Genomic DNA, 16093 nt, shown 5'->3' with positions numbered 1-16093 from the left:
ATGACTAAGACAGAATTAACCATTGTGGCCAATTTCCGCCCTGAAGTATTGGAACGTATTTTGCGCGTGGTGCGTCATCGTGGTTATCAAGTGACAGAAATGAAAATGTTGCTTGAAAATAAAAAAGTTTGGGTGGATTTGACGGTGGAGAGCCAACGTGATGTGTGTTTATTGGTTCCCCAACTGAAAAAACTTTTTGATGTGATTGATGTGACTTGCGAGAGTTGTGACTAAATAACCTTGAGGCTGTTTATTGATTATTGAAAGATAAACAGCCCCTATACAAAAGGGCAAAAACTGATATACTTTTGCCCGATTTTACAACCTATGAATAAAAGGAAAAGACAATGGCTGATTTTAACCAAATCTTAACTCCAGGCGATGTTGATGCAGGTATTATCAACGTAGTAAACGAAATTTCTGAAGGCAGCTGCCACAAAATTGAATGGAACCGTAAAGTGGCGGCATTCCAATTAGACCGTGTAGAGCCAAAAATCTTTGCTAAACCAACGAACTATGGTTTTATTCCACAAACCTTAGACGAAGATGGCGATGAATTAGATGTGCTTTTAATTACGCGTGAACCGCTTGCAACAGGTGTATTTTTAGAAGCACGTGTTATCGGTGTGATGAAATTTGTGGATGATGGTGAAGTGGATGACAAAATTGTTTGTGTACCGGCAGATGACCGTGATACAGGCAATGCTTACAAAACATTAGCGGATTTACCTGAGCAATTAATCAAACAAATCGAATTCCATTTCAACAACTATAAAGCGTTGAAAAAACCGGGTTCAACGAAAGTGACTCACTGGGGCGATATTGAAGAAGCGAAAGAAGTGATTCGTGAATCAATCAAACGCTGGAACGAGCAAAAATAATTTGTGATAAACAGACCCTAGGCAATTTAGCAATAAATTGCCTTTTTTATTACCCGAGTTTCAGTGTATTTCAGAATAAAATAGGGGAGATATAGCATCTCCCCGAAAATAAGTCCCTACCAAAATAATTAGTCATTAAATGGTTTGACGTATGGCAGCATCCCTTTATCCAACATATCCACTAAACCGCTATGGTGATCATTACGACCTAACCCAGTGAGTTTAATCGTGAAATTAATGCTGTTGTCATAAAGCGTGTCTTTTTCGTTTTTATAACGTCTTTTTGTGCTTTCGTTTACCAAATAACGGCGTGCGCCAATGCCGGCAGACCAACAACAGGTGTTGTATTGTACGCCTACATATTGTTCAACAGCTTTATTTAACGCAAGGTCTTGATAATAACGTCCAACAATCGCCCATTTATCGCCTAACTCCCAAGCGACTGTTCCACCAAGTTGTTGAATATCTTGATTATAACGGTTTACGCTAGAGGTGAGATTTTGGTCAATATAATCTTTGCTGGCATAACGATAATTTAATTGAACAAGGTTATTGCCTGAAAGATTATATTCCAAGCTGGTATTCGCTAAAGACGTGTGATCTAAACGTGTGTCGTATTGGTAACTTGCACGCCAATTCCATTGGTCATTGATTTTCCAGTTGCTTTCTAATGACCAAGAAGATGAGCGTCCTGTGGTGCTATTTTCTGTTGAATCATCAATACGAGAATTATTGAGATAAACAATTTGCCCAAGGGATAAATTAAAACGCTCTTCGGCATTAGCATCATAAAAACGTGTTGTACCGCCTAAGGTAAATTGATTTGCCGAGGCAATTCGGTCTAAACCGCTATAACGGCGATCACGGAAAAGCGAGAAGTAATCCTGTTGTAATAAAACAGAGTCGTAGCCTAAACCAAGATAGTCAGTATGTTGTTGTGAACCGATATTGCTTTGATCGCGATATGGGCGATATAAATATTGAATATGTGGTTCAATGGTTTGTGTATAGCCATCGATGAAGTGTTCATTACTTGCCAAAACAGATTGAAAATCAACTTTAACTTGTGGAATGACTCGATTGACAGAATGTTCAATATCTCTATCGACCCCTGTCCCTGCTTTTTGTTGATAATGTGTCGCATAAAGTTTGGTTTCAATATTTAGGCTACCGTAACGGTTTGCTAAAGGCACAGTCAAACTTGGCTCTAAATGATAGCGCCATGCAGTTGGCATGCTTTTACTTGTATTGTCAAAGTGTACCGCTTGAGCAAAGAGTTTAAAATCACCCCAACCATTGGCTAAACCATTTTTGTAGTAATTGAAATCAATTTGCGGCAAGGCTTTATAAGGTCCAATATTGACCTCATCAAAAATCTGATATTGTTTTGCTGAAATCGCTAAATTCCAGTTTGGTTGGTAATAACTTAAACGGGTAGATTGCGTGGCGTAACCGTCTGTGCTACTTCCATAAACAGAATCAAAATCACTAAAATAACGTTTATCACTTACACGTGTGTAATCAATGTTAAAACGCCAATCACCAAATAGACTCGCATTGTGCAACCAACGGAACAAATGACGAGAACGATTTTCTTCAGTAAAATTATCGTAACGATCTTTACCTATGTATTCGTTAGCAAGTAAACCTGTACCAAATGGGGTTAAATAACGAAATTCAGAATTAAGCTGCCAACCACGGCTAGACATATATTTAGGCGTGAAGGTGGCATCATAATTCGGTGCAATATTCCAATAAATCGGTTGCTCGTACCAAGTGCCATCTCGGCTTGAAATACCGGCATTAGGCATTAATAATCCTGAACGGCGGCGATCACCAATGGGCATTTGCATATAAGGCATATAAAATACAGGGACACCTGCGATTTTAAAACGCGTATGCCACATTTCTGCATATTCTTCTTGAATATATTGTTTCATTTCATTGGCAACTATAGACCAAGAGTCATCATTTTGCAGACAAGAGGTAAAAGTCGCATTTTTCAGCAAACGGTAATTTTCGCGCATTTCAGATGTTTCAGCTGTACCGCGACCTTGACGCCCCACAAATTGATAATCAGCGTTAGCCACATCGGTATCTTTGCTATTTAAGTGAACTTTTGCATCGTTCCCTTTCAGGTAGATTTGTTCATCTTGATAATCAAAGGCACCCTTTGCAAAAGCAAAACGTTGTGCGTTATCGCCATCACCTTCTTGAGTTACTTCGATTTCCGGTGCGTTTAAATGGCGATTTCCTTGTTTTAAATCCACATTACCGCTATAGGTCGCACGAGATGGATTGATGATATCTGCACTGTCTGCTTCAATATAAACGGGTTGTTCATTGGGATCGCCTGTAATAGGTTCACCTGTAAATTGTGGTACGCCATTTAAGCATTGTAAATGCAAGTCGCGATTATCCGCTACGCTTACCCCACTATAAAGCGCGGTCAAAATAGCGAGCGAAATTAAGCTATAAACATTCTTTTTCATTGAGTAACCATTAAGTTATGAAAATCAAGCCGATTATACTTGAAAAAGCTAGCGAAAGGGAAAATAAAATACGGTCAAAATTGACCGCACTTTTGTGTTTAGAATGACTAAACGGCAGTTTTTTTTGCCTTGATTGGGCAAAAAATAAGCTCCGCCGCAGCCTTTTATTGAAAGATAAACAGACCCTAAAGTTAACTCTTACAAGATGCGCCTTTTTTCATCACTTTCCCAAAATCATTTTTGGCATCCGGTTTGCTCATATTATGGGGTGCGCCTTTTTGAACAGGGAATTTAGAATCCATTTGCCATGCATTCCAACCCCCATCATAAATGTAGGTATTGTTCCAGCCGGCCAATTGCGTCATAAACCAAGGCACGCCTGCACGCCAACCTGTGCCGCAATAAAAAGCTAATTTATCGCCTTTTTTAATCCCTTGGGTTTCCCATAAGGCAAAGATTTCATTCGGGTTGCGCAAGGTGTTGTCGGGGTCGTAATAATCAGCCATATTGGACGAATCGGTTCCCGCGAAGCCCCAAATTGCCCCTTGTGGCTCGCCTTTTCCGGGGATGTAGTCATAACCACTGATTTTGCCTTGATATTCATCCCAAGACCGATTACTAATGAGTTTCGTGCCGGTTTGTTGTGCTTGAATGGCATCTTGTGGCATCGAAATATTGATTTCCGGGTGTGCAGGAATGGTTACACCAAAAGCCGTTTCAGGCTGTGGAATATTCACTTGGGTTTCCGTTGGTAAGTTGGCGTCCATCCAAGTACTGAGATTGCCATTGAGTACACGAACATCTTCTACGCCTGCCCATTTAAGTGCCCAGAATAAACGATATGCGGCCAGTTGATTATCCGAATATAAAATAATGGTTTTGTCTTTCGTGATACCATTTTTGAGCAAATTGGCTTCAATGATTTTCGGATCGGATAAATTCCAAATAGGGTCATTTTCAATCCAATCCGTATTAAAGTGATATGCACCGACAATATGTTGTGTATAAGCTTTAGCCTGTTCTAACGGTCCCCAAGATACCTCGAAAATCATAAATTTATCATTGTTGTAACTTTCAGGTTTTTCACCTTTCATTACCGCATCGACCCATTGTGGTGATACGCTATATTGGAAATGGGGGAACTGTTCAAGTGGATAATCCGTTGCATTGACGTAGTTTAAATAATCATTAAATACGCGAACCTTGTAACCTTTTGCGGCGAATTCCGCTGAAACTCGCTCTAAATTGTCGGGATTACTATCATAAAACACCAAAGTTTTTTCCTTTGTAATACCTTTCCCTGCGGCAAAACTTTCAAATTTATCTTCAGCAATGCCATCTAGCCATTCGGTAGTAAATTGAATGGCACCTTTAATATGTCCGCCACGTGTGGCATTTTTATCTTTGAAACCGTTGTAGAGACTATCTTGGCGCGTATCGATAAGTACATAATCGGGGTTGTTTATGTTTTTGAGTAAGGTTTCGGTATCGATTTTTTTCACGCTACGATCGTCGCAGGCTGTTAATGCTAATGCGATAGTGCTTGTTAAAAGTGCGGTTAAGAATTTCATTGTTTTTTCCTTTTTTAAGAACGTTTGAAAACGAAGGTGGCTGTCCAGCTTCCGATGAAAATCATGAAAGTGGCAAGCCAGCCTTGCCAAGAAAAGTAGGCCGTGGCGACAAGTGTATTGGTTACTGTACAGCCACCAGCAAGTGCTGCGCCGATTCCCATCAGCACGCCGCCTATAATGCGACGTAAAAAATCTTGGGGTTCAGGAACGCGCAAGGTGAAATTGCCGGTGAGTTTTGCTGATAGGAGTGACCCCAAAATAATGCCTAGAACAAACAAACTTCCCCAGTTCAAATAGCGTTGTTGTCCGGTCACTAAATATTGCACTACGTTTGCAGACGGCACAGCGATGCCAAAGCCGTAATTTCGCCCTGCTTGTGCGCTGAAATACCAAGCTACAATGCCGAGCAAACCGATGAATGTACCTGTCATTAATGGCGTTAAATAAGCTGTATGAGGGATTTTTTGTGCCATGTATTTCTTGATTAAAACTAAAGTAATCAGCAATAAAAGGGCAATCAACACCCAGGGAGAAATGCCTAATGTCAGATAAATATTGTCGATTTCTATTGGGTTGGTAGTAAGTCTATTAGTGATATTTTTCAATGAACCTGTTTGTGTCGATGCCATGGTGATGGCAAAAGTGATTAAGGCAATAAAACTGCCTAATGCCCCTTCGCCCGAGCGAAACCATGCGCCACTTCCACAACAGTTTGCGAACACCATGCCAAAACCAAAAATAAATCCGCCGAGTAAGGTGGCAAGAAGAGGAAGTTGCGATGTGGGAATGGTGATTACACCCCATTCAGCGAGCGCAAAGAACCCCATCGATTGAATACTGATTGCGATAAAAAGTGCGGTGAGAAAACGGATGCTTTTTTGTTGATAAATTTGGCGGAATCCTGAAACGAAACAGAATTGCCCACGTTGAAGTAAGATGCCGAAAAGCATCCCTATGATAAGACCTGAATACATCGATTAAACCTTAATACGATAATAAGTTTAGCTATTAAAACATAAAAAGTCGTTAAAACAAAACTATTCGTTATAAATGTGATTTAGATCAATGAATTGAAATATCTCTCTATTTACGATTAATTCTCATTTGTTATCATAATGCGAGTTATTTTTATTTAAAATAAGAGGTGCAAAATGTCAGTGATTTCACTTTCTTCTCTGGAAAAAAATGTATCGGCTCAAATTCATGAAATTGTGAGCAGTGATATTTTTGGTGAGATTGATCATATTGTGAGCCGCCGTTTAGCAGATTTAGGATTTTATAAAGGCATGTCGCTCAAAGTGATTGCAAAAGGACCGTTAGGTCAAGGGCCTTATGCGGTACGTTTAGGTAATAAATCGCAATTTGCCTTACGTGCTACTGAGGCGGATAAGATTTTATGTCGCATTGTAGGTGAATAAAATGAGTTGCTATTTTTCGCTTTTAGGTGCGCCGAACTGTGGTAAAACCGCACTTTTCAATCGTCTAACAGGTTCTAATGCAAAAGTGGCTAATTATGTTGGTGTCACGGTTGATAAATTAGAAGGAACATTTATTGATGATGCGAATATTCGTATTGTTGATTTACCTGGAACCTACAGTTTACGTACAACTACATTAGATGAGGCCGTCGCGCGCGATGTGGTGTTAGGCAAAATGGGGCAGCGTCCGGATGGCATTATTGCCGTTGCCGATGCAACAAATTTACGTATGACATTACGTATGGTGCTTGAAATTAAGCGTCTTGGCTTGCCGATTGTGGTGGCACTCAATTTAAGTGATGTGGCGCGTTCGCGTGGTTTGTTAATTGATACACAAAAATTGAGTGAATTGCTTGATGTACCTGTTTTTGAAACCGTTGCGATTAAAAAAGACGGCGCAAAAGCGTTATGTGAAGCGATTAAAACCTTATCTCTTCAAGCCTCCTCTCCGTTAGATTCTGAGGCGGCTGAAAAAATGCTTGAGCAAATAGATAGTCAGCAACTTTATCAAGAAGTGGAGCATATTCTTTCTCAAGCAGTAACAAGAGAACTCGAGCTTCCTTCATGGCATCAACGATTAGATAATGTGGTGATGCATCCTGTTTTTGGTGTGAGCCTGTTATTAGTTATTCTTCTTTTAGTGTTTCAAGCGGTGTATTCATGGGCAGAGCCTGTTATGTCGCTAATAGAAGATAGTTTTACATGGCTAGGTGAGTGGGTGACAACGCAATTACCAGAAGGCTTGTTAGCTGATTTATTAGTTAATGGCGTGATTGCTGGTGTGGGTGGGGTACTTGTTTTTCTTCCACAAATTACCATTTTGTTTGCGTTTATTTTGTTATTGGAAGATTCAGGTTATTTGCCTCGAGCTGCATTTTTATTAGATAACTTGCTGGCTAAAAGTGGTTTGTCAGGCCGTGCCTTTATTCCGTTGCTTTCAAGTTTTGCTTGTGCCGTTCCTGCAGTGATGTCTGCCAGAACCATTCAAGATCCGCGTGAACGGTTGGTGACGATTGCCATTGCACCAATGTTGACTTGCTCTGCACGATTGCCTGTTTATGCGTTGATTATTGGGGCGATTATTCCTGATCAAACAGTCTGGGGGATTTTTAATTTACAAGGTTTAGTGCTTTTTGCTTTGTACTTTATTGGTATTTTATCTGCAGGATTGGTTGCTTATGTCACCAAGCGTTTTGCTTTACGAAAAGGCAAAATCCAGCAATTCCCGTTGTTAATGGAATTGCCAACTTATCGCATGCCAAACTTTAGACATATTTGTTTGACTTTATGGGAACGTGTGAGTACATTCTTAAAACGAGCAGGTACAGTCATTTTTGCGTTAAGTGTGATTTTGTGGTTCTTAGTCAGCTTCCCGTCCGCCCCAGAAAGTGCGACAGCACCAGCGATTGATTATACTTTTGCCGGGATGTTAGGGCATATTATTGAGCCGATTTTTGCGCCATTAGGTTTTACATGGCAAATGTGTATCGCGATGATTCCGGGTATTGCGGCGCGTGAAGTTGTTGTTGCAGCATTGGGAACAGTATATGCCATGAGCGGTTCTGAAGATCAAATTATGGAATCTCTCACACCTGTAGTTACAAATGACTGGGGGCTACCAACAGCTCTTGCCTTTATCACTTGGTATATTTATGCGCCAATGTGCATGGCAACTCTTGCGGTGATTAAACGTGAAACAAAATCGACCAAACAAACTTTCTTAATTACTGCTTATTTGTTTGCGTTGGCTTATTTCTTTGCGCTCGTGGTTTATCATATTGCATCGGGGGTTTTATGATTCAAAATATTATTGTAGGAATAATTGGTATGGCTTGCGTGGGTTATATTGTTTGGAAGTTTGTACTTAATCGCAAGCGTGGTGTTTGTAATGGTTGTGATAAATGCTGTGGTAAAAAAGGTGGTGGTTGTCATTAACTGAGCAAACACATAAAAGGTCGTAAAATTTAACCGCACTTAAGAAATCTCTTAAAGTGCGGTTAATTTTTTTATTCTTTTGGCAAATGGAAAATGGATAGAATCAATCCACCCCAGATGATGACTAATGCCGATATCATCATAATTATTGCGCTTGTTGACATTGTTATTCTCCTTTATGTTCCGCTAAAGTTTCGCTTTTCCATTTTAAGCGAGAGAGCAAGAATGCAACAACAACGAGGCTGCCTGCCATTCCCCAGCCAAAAATGTTAATAAACCAACTTGGATATCCTTCATAGCCATCTGTAAAGACTTTTGCCCCTTCACTAAAGAGCATAAAGGCTAAAATCCCTGTTGTGACAACAATACATAAACGCCAGAAGAAGCCCACTTTAAATGAGGACGTTTCATTGATATGCTCGCCCAATAAACCGAGTTTTTCATTGGCAACAATCACCATGAGTGAAACAAAGGCTACGGCAACAATACCGAAATAGTTGACGAATTTATCGAGAACATCGAGCATTGGTAAGCCTGTTGTGGTTCCAAATAATACAACGGACACAAACATCATTGGTAAACCCACGATAAAGGTCACTTTTGAACGGCGAATACGAAGTTTATCTTGGACTGCCGAAATAATTACTTCAATCACAGAGATAAAAGAGGTTAATGCTGCAAAGGTTAATGAACCAAAGAATAATACACCAATGATTTCACCAAATGGGGTGATTTCATTGATAATAGTTGGGAAAGCAAAGAATGCTAAACCAATACCGCCTTTAGCGACCTCGCTGACTTCTACACCTTGTGCAGTAGCCATGAAACCTAGCGCTGAGAATACACCGATACCAGCCAAAACTTCAAAACTTGAGTTGGCAAAACCTACCACTAAGCCTGTACCTGTTAAATCGGAATCTTTTTTCAAGTAGGAAGCATAGGTTACCATGATGCCGAAACAGATTGATAGTGAGAAGAAAATTTGCCCGTAAGCAGCAATCCATACACTTGGGTCGGAAAGTTTGTCCCAGTCTGGTGTAAAGAGTGCATTTAAGCCTTTTGCCGCGCCATCTAAGGTTAGAGAATAGATAACTAAAGATAAGAACATGATAATGAGCAATGGCATAAGAATACTTGAGGATTTTGAAATTCCTTTTTGAACACCAAGGGCTAATACTGCCAATGCAATGATCCAGACTGCAATTAATGGTCCCACGACCATACCAACAAACTCTAAGCTAATACCTTGTGCAATATCGCCCATTTTGAGGAAGTTGCCAATAAAGAAATCGACAGGTTTGTCCCCCCAGGCTTTACTGAAAGAAAAATAGGTATAAGTGGCAGCCCAACCTAATACCACGGCATAATACAAGCCAATGATAACGTTCACCATCACCTGCCACCAACCGAAAGTCTCAAAATGACGGTTGAAACGACGGTAAGACAATGGTGCACCTCCACGGTGACGGTGACCAATGGCGTAGTCTAAGAATAACAAGGGAATACCCGCGGTTAATAACGCGATGATATAAGGAATGATAAAGGCACCACCGCCGTTTTCGTAAGTGGTATAAGGGAAACGCCAAATGTTTCCGAGACCGACTGCAGAACCAATAGCAGCCATAATAAAGGCTTTACGCCCGGAGAATGTTTCGCGTTTTGAATTGCTCATTCAGACGCTCCTGTTTTTTTGATTGTTAAGTGAAAGTAAACTATGAAATATAAAGGAATTTTGTGCTCAGTCAAGAAAAACACCGATAAATACGGCAAAATCTGTTATATTTTTCGCAAAATTTAAGGAGAATTGAGATGCAACAACGAGTTTTTATTACCCATGGTTATACCGCCAATTCACAAAAACATTGGTTTCCCTGGTTAAAAGCGCGGTTAGAGAATCAAGGGTTTTATGTTGAAGTCTTTGATATGCCGAATTCCGCTCACCCCCATCCACAAGAATGGCTTGCTTATCATCAATCAGAAATCCCTGAAATTCGAGAAACAGATATTTTTGTTGGGCATAGTTTGGGATGTATTGCGACATTACGTTTTTTAGCAAGCCAAAATCAGAAAATCAACAAGCTTATTCTCGTGGCCGGTTTTGATCAGCATTTACCCAATTTGCCTGAATTAGAGGAATTTACTCAAGAAACGTTAAATTACTCTCAACTTATTGCCAATATTCCTCAACGTACAGCGATTGCTTCAGCTGATGATCATGTGGTGAATCCTCAATTTACCGCTCAACTAGCGGAACAGTTGGAGGCGAAGTATTTGTTGTTAAATGGCTATAAGCATTTTACGGAGAGTGCAGGGGTGACGGAATTGCCTGTGGTGTTGGAGGAAATCCTTCCGTGTTAAAGTGCGGTTAAACCATGGCAAGATTTTTAAAAAATGAATCAACTAAAAATTTAGTGTGATCTTGATCAAACTTTAGAAAAAAATTGTTTGACTATTTTTAGGCAAAAAATACACTAGGACAGCATTTTTCGAGCAAACGTTTGCTTTTTTATTTGATGCTTTGCTGAAACGTGAAACCCAAATTTTTTACTTAAAATGGAGATCTGAAATGACTCATATTATCGTTGCGACACACGGTAAATTTTCAGAAGAAATCGTAAACTCAGCTGCAATGGTTTTCGGTGAAGATGAAAATACCCATGTTGTTACATTCTTACCTGGTGAAGGTGGTGATGATTTAGTTGCCAAATATAACGCAATTATTGAAAAACTCCCTGAAAATGAACCAGTTCTGTTCCTTGTGGATTTATTTGGTGGTAGCCCATATAACGCGGCAGCGCGTGTTGCGGCAAACCGAGACAATACGGATATTGTAACAGGCATTAGTCTTCCAATGTTGCTAGAGGTGTTGGATGCAAAAGACAGTGCAGATCTTGAAGAATTAGCTGAAACGGCCAAAGAAGTGGGTGTGATGGCGGTGAAATCATTCCGTAATCCAGAGCCTAAAGCGGCACCTGCGCCAAAAGCAGAGCCGGTACCTGTTACAGCACCGGCTCCGCGCAATCCTAACCTAAAAGGTAATATGAATATTACGTTGTTGCGTATCGATGACCGTTTGATTCATGGTCAAGTCGCAACCTCTTGGGCAAAAGCGGTGAAATGTGAAGCAATTTTTGCGATTAGCGATGAAGTTGCCAACGATAAATTACGTAGTGAATTATTGCTACAAATTGTACCACCTGGTTTAAAAGGTTATGTCATCCCTGTAGAAAAAGCGATTAAGGTTTACCACAATCCACAATATACGGGCAAAAACATTTTATGGTTAGTGACTAAACCTGCAGATGTTTTACGTTTAATCGAGGGCGGTGTGAAAATCGACAAAGTGAACGTGGGCGGTATGACGTATAAAGATGGCAATAAAATGTTATCTGATGCGGTGACTGTGGGCAAAGCTGATGTGGAAGCTTTCCATAAATTATTAGATTTAGGGGTTGATTTAACTATGCAAAAAGTGGCAAGCAACCCGAAAGTCGAAATTACAAAAGCAAAATTAGATGCTCTCCAATTCTAAGGAAACTAACTTATGACAACATTAGAAATTATCTTAGTCACATTGGTGGCTGCAATTTGCGGTATGGGTTCTGTGCTTGATGAACGTCAAACACATCGTCCGTTGGTCGCTTGTACCTTAATCGGTTTAGTGCTTGGCGATTTGCAATCCGGCATTATCGTAGGCGGTATGCTTGAAATGTTAGCGCTTGGCTGGATGAACGTAGGTGCGGCAATGGCACCGGATGCGGCATTAGCCTCTGTTATCGCGGCTATCCTTGTTATCAAAGGCGGTCAAGACAAAACGACAGCTATCGCGGTAGCCATTCCGGTAGCAGCAGCAGGTCAAGTATTGACGATCTTTGTACGTACTTTAACCATTTTCTTACAACACAAAGCGGACGATTATGCGACACAAGCCAACTTCCGTGGTATCGAACTTTGTCACTTCACAGGCTTGGCGTTACAAGCGTTACGTGTGGCAATCCCGACATTTGCAGTGGCTTTAGTGGCAGGTACAGATACAGTTACTAACGCCTTAAATGCAATTCCTGAAGTGGTAACACGTGGTTTACAAATCGCAGGTGGATTTATCGTGGTCGTAGGTTATGCGATGGTGATCAATATGATGCGCGCAGGTGCGTTAATGCCATTCTTCTTCTTGGGTTTCGTTATCGCGTCATTCTCTGACTACAACTTAGTGGGTTTAGGTTTCTTAGGCGCATGCTTAGCATTAATCTATATCCAATTAAACCCACAATTTAACCAAAACGCGCAAGTGGCAACGCAAGCAAAACGTGAACTTGCAGATGATGAACTTGAAGGTCTATAAGAAGGAATTTGAAAATGTCTGAGAAAAAACAATTAACTGCAGCGGATATTCGCTCAACTTACTGGCGTTCAACCTTTTTATTAGGTTCTTTCAACTTTGAACGTATGCAATCTATGGGTTTTGCGGTATCAATGATTCCTGCAATCAAACGTCTTTACTCAAGCAAAGAAGATCAAGCGGCAGCCTTAAAACGTCACCTTGAGTTCTTCAACACACAACCTTGGGTGGGTTCTGCCATTATGGGCGTTACTGCCGCGATGGAAGAAGAGCGCGCCAATGGTGCGGACATTGATGATGCGGCAATCAGCGGTGTGAAAGTGGGTCTTATGGGGCCTTTAGCCGGTGTGGGTGACCCGATTTTCTGGGGAACATTACGCCCGGTTTTAGCCGCACTTGGTGCCGGTCTTGCGATTAGCGGTAGCTTACTTGGCCCATTATTGTTCTTTATCGGTATCAATATTTTCCGTGCCTTAACCCGTTGGTATGGTTTCAAATACGGTTACCAAAAAGGGACGGAAATCGTGGGTGATATGGGTGGCGGCCGTTTACAAAAAGTGACTCAAGGGGCGTCAATTCTTGGTCTCTTTGTCATGGGCTCCTTGGTGTCCAAATGGACAAGCATCAATATCCCACTTGAACTTTCACGCTATGTTAACCAAGAAGGTCAAGAAGTAGTAACAACTGTTCAAAGCGTGTTAGATTCTTTATTACCGGGCCTAATGGCGTTATTGTTAACATTCGTTTGTATGGCATTATTACGCCGTAAAGTAAACGCCATGTACATTATCTTTGCATTATTCGGTGTGGGGATTTTAGGTTATTGGTTAGGTATTTTGGCGTAATTTCGTTGAAATAATGATATGATTTAGGGCAGCTTTCGGGCTGCCTTTGTTTTTGTGTGTGAAAAGAGAAAAGTGCGGTCAGAAAAAACAATATTTTGAGGATGTGAATATGAATTTAAAAGAATTAATCAAAGCACCACCGGCAGAAACCTACGTTAAAAATTCATCGCCATTAGTCACCGCACTTTTAGTTATTGCCGGATTGCTTTGGTATGTTTCGCAATATGCGTCAATTGTGGCATTGATTTTGGCGTTGTTTGTGTTGATGGGGCAAAAAATGTTATTGGCACAGGCGAATAAAGATTTTAATGAAATGTATGCGGCAAAAGCGCAATTTGAACACACAAAAAATGGCGATTATTTGAAATATATTCAGCTACGTAGCGAACAAATGCTACGAGAGAATAAAGTGCTTTCAGATAAGGCGAAACGTGAAATTGCACAATTACAAAAATTTGTGGCGAATAACTTAAAAGAAGACAAAGAATGATTCCATTATTGGGTATTACCGGTTACAGCGGTAGCGGCAAAACCACTTTGCTTGAAAAAATCGTGCCGGAATTAACCGCACTTGGATTGCGTGTGGCGGTGATTAAACATAGCCATCATAATGCAACGGTGGATAAAGAAGGCAAAGATAGCTGGCGCATGAAAGAAGCGGGGGCAAGTCAGGTGATTATGGCTTGTGATACTCGTTGGGCATTAATGACGGAAACGCCTGTGGCACCTGTTTCTTTAACCTATTTGGCAACGCAATTTGACCCCGCTTTAACGGATTTGATTTTGGTGGAAGGATTTAAGCAAGAACCGATTCCCAAAATTTTGCTTCATCGTCAGTCGATGACAAAACCTTTTCCTGAATTGGATCAAGATGTGCTTGCTGTTGCAACGGATTATGAAGTGCAAACAGATAAAGTGTGGTTAAATCTTAATGAAATTTCGGAAATAACTTCTTTTATTATGGATTATTATCAGCAGCAAGTGAAAATAGGATGAGCGTGATGATCAATGCTGAAGGCAAAGTCGAGAATTATCGCCCCTTGGCGTGGATTGCGGCAATGGCGTTATTTATGCAGTCTTTGGATGCGACTATTTTAAATACGGCGTTGCCGGCTATTTCGGCGAGTTTGGGTGAGTCGCCCTTAGAAATGCAAATGGCGGTAATTAGTTATAGTTTGACGGTAGCGGCCATTATTCCGTTGAGTGGTTGGATCGCCGATCGTTTTGGTACACGCCAAACCTTTCAAGCTGCGGTATTGGTTTTTGGATTGGGATCCTTGGCTTGTTCGATGTCTTCGAGTTTGAATGTATTAATTGCGTCTCGGATTTTACAAGGGGTTGGTGGGGCGTTGATGATGCCCGTGGCACGGCTGGCAATTATTCGGAATGTGCAAAAATCTCATTTAATTTCGGCTTGGAATTTAATGGCCATGGCGGGCTTGATTGGGCCTGTACTTGGGCCGATTCTGGGCGGTTGGTTTGTGATGCATATGACGTGGCATTGGATTTTCTTCATTAATATTCCGATTGCTGTAGTCGGTATTGGTGTGGCGAATCAATATATGAAGAATGATTACGGTACATCATCGCGCTTAGATTGGGTGGGATTTCTTTTATTTGCTTCGGGATTGGTGGCATTAACTTTCGGCTTAGATGTGATTGCGGAAGATATTCATCAAAAAGCGAAAGCGCTGATACTGATCTCAAGTGGTGTTGGATTGCTTTTGATTTATGTGATTTATGCTTCACGTATTGAGAATGCGTTAATTCCGCTTTCGCTGTGGAAAATTCGTACCTTTAGATTGGGGCTTTTAGGGAATTTATTTGTGCGAATATCGGGATCGGGCGTACCGTTTTTGTTACCTTTGATGTTGCAAATTACGTTTCATTATGATGCGCAAACCGCAGGATTGATGATTGCCCCCATTGCGTTAAGTTCTATATTGGTAAAAACTTCCACGACTAAGTTATTGATGAAATTTGGCTATAAAAGAGCATTGATTGTTGATGCGATTTTAATGACTTGTGCCATTGCGACAATGTCTTGTTTGAATGAAAGTACGCCTTTATGGATTTATGTCCCCGTTGTGATGTGGTATGGCGGCTGTATGTCTTTGATGTTTACCGCAGTTAATACCTTAACCATTAGTGACTTAAATGATAAGCAAGCCAGTGCGGGATCAACGGTGTTAAGTATGATGCAACAAGTGGGGATTGGATTTGGGATTGCGGTTTCTTCTGTAATTTTGGCGTTGTGGCGCGCACACTTGGGAAATGAACAGCTTGAATTGGCAAAGGCGTTTAGCAATACCTTTTTAATTTCTGCTAGTTTTGGCCTTGTTTTAGCCTTGCTAATGGCTTGTTTGCATAAAAATGATGGTGATAATTTGCGCAAAAAAGCAAAATAATACAGATTTTGACCGCACTTTGTATGCAAAATCATCGCTTGTAAATTAATTTCAACTTTTTTGAAAAAAAGTGCTTGCAAAGGATTTTGAAATCCCTATAATACGCCCCACACAACGACGCGCTGTTGTGAAAACTTGAAAAAT

17 protein-coding genes are annotated in these 16093 nt (G+C 40.7%); 12 read left to right on the top strand and 5 right to left on the bottom strand.

From position 1 onward, the window contains the following. On the top strand, nt 1–234 hold the full coding sequence (gene ilvM / locus Q0O89_RS02235) for an acetolactate synthase 2 small subunit (protein ID WP_293730155.1): 234 nt from the start codon (nt 1–3) through the stop codon (nt 232–234). A 113-nt stretch (nt 235–347) separates the two neighbouring features. Further along, nucleotides 348–881 carry an inorganic diphosphatase gene (locus Q0O89_RS02230; RefSeq protein WP_135710205.1) on the top strand — a complete coding sequence of 178 codons (534 nt, stop codon included), beginning with the start codon at nt 348–350 and terminating at the stop codon, nt 879–881. Between the two features lie 128 nt (nt 882–1009). Here the strand turns inward: Q0O89_RS02230 and lptD are convergent, their stop codons facing one another. The 3 genes from lptD to Q0O89_RS02215 all read right to left on the bottom strand — a co-directional run bounded on the left by lptD (nt 1010) and on the right by Q0O89_RS02215 (nt 5918). Further along, on the bottom strand, nt 1010–3373 hold the full coding sequence (lptD, locus tag Q0O89_RS02225; protein WP_293730154.1) for an LPS assembly protein LptD: 2364 nt from the start codon (nt 3371–3373) through the stop codon (nt 1010–1012). Nucleotides 3374–3564: 191 nt separating this feature from the next. After that, nucleotides 3565–4944 (bottom strand): rhodanese-like domain-containing protein, encoded by a 1380-nt coding sequence (locus Q0O89_RS02220; protein WP_293730153.1) that lies wholly within the window; start codon nt 4942–4944, stop codon nt 3565–3567. Nucleotides 4945–4958: 14 nt separating this feature from the next. Next, nucleotides 4959–5918: a YeeE/YedE family protein gene (locus tag Q0O89_RS02215; RefSeq protein WP_293730152.1), complete on the bottom strand. Its 960-nt coding sequence runs from the start codon at nt 5916–5918 to the stop codon at nt 4959–4961. A 177-nt stretch (nt 5919–6095) separates the two neighbouring features. Between Q0O89_RS02215 and Q0O89_RS02210 the strand changes: the two genes are divergently transcribed. The 3 genes from Q0O89_RS02210 to Q0O89_RS02200 are packed head-to-tail and all read left to right on the top strand — an operon-like array spanning nt 6096 to nt 8357. Next, nucleotides 6096–6362, top strand: a complete 267-nt coding sequence (locus Q0O89_RS02210) for a FeoA family protein (protein ID WP_293730151.1) — start codon at nt 6096–6098, stop codon at nt 6360–6362. A gap of 1 nt (nt 6363) precedes the next feature. Beyond that, entirely contained in the window at nt 6364–8220 is a 1857-nt protein-coding gene (locus Q0O89_RS02205; RefSeq protein WP_293730150.1) for a ferrous iron transporter B, read from the top strand. Continuing rightward, complete coding sequence (locus Q0O89_RS02200; RefSeq protein WP_273395354.1) at nt 8217–8357, top strand: FeoB-associated Cys-rich membrane protein; 141 nt, start codon at nt 8217–8219, stop codon at nt 8355–8357. Before Q0O89_RS02205 ends, Q0O89_RS02200 begins: the two co-directional genes overlap by 4 nt. Nucleotides 8358–8428: 71 nt before the next feature. Here Q0O89_RS02200 and Q0O89_RS10500 read toward each other — a convergent pair whose 3' ends face one another. Continuing rightward, a complete protein-coding gene (locus Q0O89_RS10500; RefSeq protein ID WP_366516011.1) occupies nt 8429–8521 on the bottom strand; it encodes a methionine/alanine import family NSS transporter small subunit in 93 nt (30 codons plus the stop codon). Between the two features lie 2 nt (nt 8522–8523). Next, on the bottom strand, nt 8524–10029 hold the full coding sequence (locus Q0O89_RS02195; protein ID WP_293730149.1) for a sodium-dependent transporter: 1506 nt from the start codon (nt 10027–10029) through the stop codon (nt 8524–8526). A 137-nt stretch (nt 10030–10166) separates the two neighbouring features. On the opposite strand from Q0O89_RS02195, the gene Q0O89_RS02190 reads away from it, so the two are divergent. The 7 genes from Q0O89_RS02190 to Q0O89_RS02160 all read left to right on the top strand — a co-directional run bounded on the left by Q0O89_RS02190 (nt 10167) and on the right by Q0O89_RS02160 (nt 15949). Continuing rightward, nucleotides 10167–10715, top strand: coding sequence for an alpha/beta fold hydrolase (locus tag Q0O89_RS02190; RefSeq protein ID WP_293730148.1), 549 nt, complete (start codon nt 10167–10169; stop codon nt 10713–10715). A 208-nt stretch (nt 10716–10923) separates the two neighbouring features. Beyond that, a complete protein-coding gene (locus Q0O89_RS02185; RefSeq protein ID WP_293730147.1) occupies nt 10924–11889 on the top strand; it encodes a mannose/fructose/sorbose PTS transporter subunit IIA in 966 nt (321 codons plus the stop codon). Between the two features lie 12 nt (nt 11890–11901). Continuing rightward, a complete protein-coding gene (locus tag Q0O89_RS02180; protein WP_135710183.1) occupies nt 11902–12699 on the top strand; it encodes a PTS mannose/fructose/sorbose transporter subunit IIC in 798 nt (265 codons plus the stop codon). A 14-nt stretch (nt 12700–12713) separates the two neighbouring features. Continuing rightward, complete coding sequence (gene manZ, locus Q0O89_RS02175) at nt 12714–13541, top strand: PTS mannose transporter subunit IID (RefSeq protein WP_273405922.1); 828 nt, start codon at nt 12714–12716, stop codon at nt 13539–13541. 109 nt (nt 13542–13650) lie between these two features. Further along, complete coding sequence (locus Q0O89_RS02170) at nt 13651–14031, top strand: hypothetical protein (RefSeq protein WP_273393727.1); 381 nt, start codon at nt 13651–13653, stop codon at nt 14029–14031. Then, nucleotides 14028–14537 (top strand): molybdopterin-guanine dinucleotide biosynthesis protein B, encoded by a 510-nt coding sequence (gene mobB / locus Q0O89_RS02165; protein ID WP_293730146.1) that lies wholly within the window; start codon nt 14028–14030, stop codon nt 14535–14537. Before Q0O89_RS02170 ends, mobB begins: the two co-directional genes overlap by 4 nt. Before the next feature lie 5 nt (nt 14538–14542). Then, nucleotides 14543–15949: a DHA2 family efflux MFS transporter permease subunit gene (locus Q0O89_RS02160; RefSeq protein WP_293730145.1), complete on the top strand. Its 1407-nt coding sequence runs from the start codon at nt 14543–14545 to the stop codon at nt 15947–15949. The last annotated feature ends 144 nt before the right edge of the window (nt 15950–16093 follow it).

This window comes from uncultured Actinobacillus sp. (assembly GCF_945915845.1).
Classification (GTDB): Bacteria; Pseudomonadota; Gammaproteobacteria; order Enterobacterales; family Pasteurellaceae; genus Exercitatus.
This window is presented reverse-complemented; position numbering and strand designations above follow the sequence as displayed.

What these genes read in the sequence shown, in the direction of transcription:
- Q0O89_RS02200 (WP_273395354.1), top strand. Translation starts at nt 8,217, where the DNA reads ATGATTCAAAATATTATTGTAGGAATAATTGGTATGGCTTGCGTGGGT.
- Q0O89_RS02180 (WP_135710183.1), top strand. Translation starts at nt 11,902, where the DNA reads ATGACAACATTAGAAATTATCTTAGTCACATTGGTGGCTGCAATTTGC.
- Q0O89_RS02215 (WP_293730152.1), bottom strand. Translation starts at nt 5,918, where the DNA reads ATGTATTCAGGTCTTATCATAGGGATGCTTTTCGGCATCTTACTTCAA.
- Q0O89_RS02170 (WP_273393727.1), top strand. Translation starts at nt 13,651, where the DNA reads ATGAATTTAAAAGAATTAATCAAAGCACCACCGGCAGAAACCTACGTT.
- Q0O89_RS02205 (WP_293730150.1), top strand. Translation starts at nt 6,364, where the DNA reads ATGAGTTGCTATTTTTCGCTTTTAGGTGCGCCGAACTGTGGTAAAACC.
- lptD (WP_293730154.1), bottom strand. Translation starts at nt 3,373, where the DNA reads ATGAAAAAGAATGTTTATAGCTTAATTTCGCTCGCTATTTTGACCGCG.
- manZ (WP_273405922.1), top strand. Translation starts at nt 12,714, where the DNA reads ATGTCTGAGAAAAAACAATTAACTGCAGCGGATATTCGCTCAACTTAC.
- Q0O89_RS02190 (WP_293730148.1), top strand. Translation starts at nt 10,167, where the DNA reads ATGCAACAACGAGTTTTTATTACCCATGGTTATACCGCCAATTCACAA.
- Q0O89_RS02210 (WP_293730151.1), top strand. Translation starts at nt 6,096, where the DNA reads ATGTCAGTGATTTCACTTTCTTCTCTGGAAAAAAATGTATCGGCTCAA.
- Q0O89_RS10500 (WP_366516011.1), bottom strand. Translation starts at nt 8,521, where the DNA reads ATGTCAACAAGCGCAATAATTATGATGATATCGGCATTAGTCATCATC.
- Q0O89_RS02185 (WP_293730147.1), top strand. Translation starts at nt 10,924, where the DNA reads ATGACTCATATTATCGTTGCGACACACGGTAAATTTTCAGAAGAAATC.
- Q0O89_RS02220 (WP_293730153.1), bottom strand. Translation starts at nt 4,944, where the DNA reads ATGAAATTCTTAACCGCACTTTTAACAAGCACTATCGCATTAGCATTA.
- mobB (WP_293730146.1), top strand. Translation starts at nt 14,028, where the DNA reads ATGATTCCATTATTGGGTATTACCGGTTACAGCGGTAGCGGCAAAACC.
- ilvM (WP_293730155.1), top strand. Translation starts at nt 1, where the DNA reads ATGACTAAGACAGAATTAACCATTGTGGCCAATTTCCGCCCTGAAGTA.
- Q0O89_RS02160 (WP_293730145.1), top strand. Translation starts at nt 14,543, where the DNA reads ATGATCAATGCTGAAGGCAAAGTCGAGAATTATCGCCCCTTGGCGTGG.
- Q0O89_RS02230 (WP_135710205.1), top strand. Translation starts at nt 348, where the DNA reads ATGGCTGATTTTAACCAAATCTTAACTCCAGGCGATGTTGATGCAGGT.
- Q0O89_RS02195 (WP_293730149.1), bottom strand. Translation starts at nt 10,029, where the DNA reads ATGAGCAATTCAAAACGCGAAACATTCTCCGGGCGTAAAGCCTTTATT.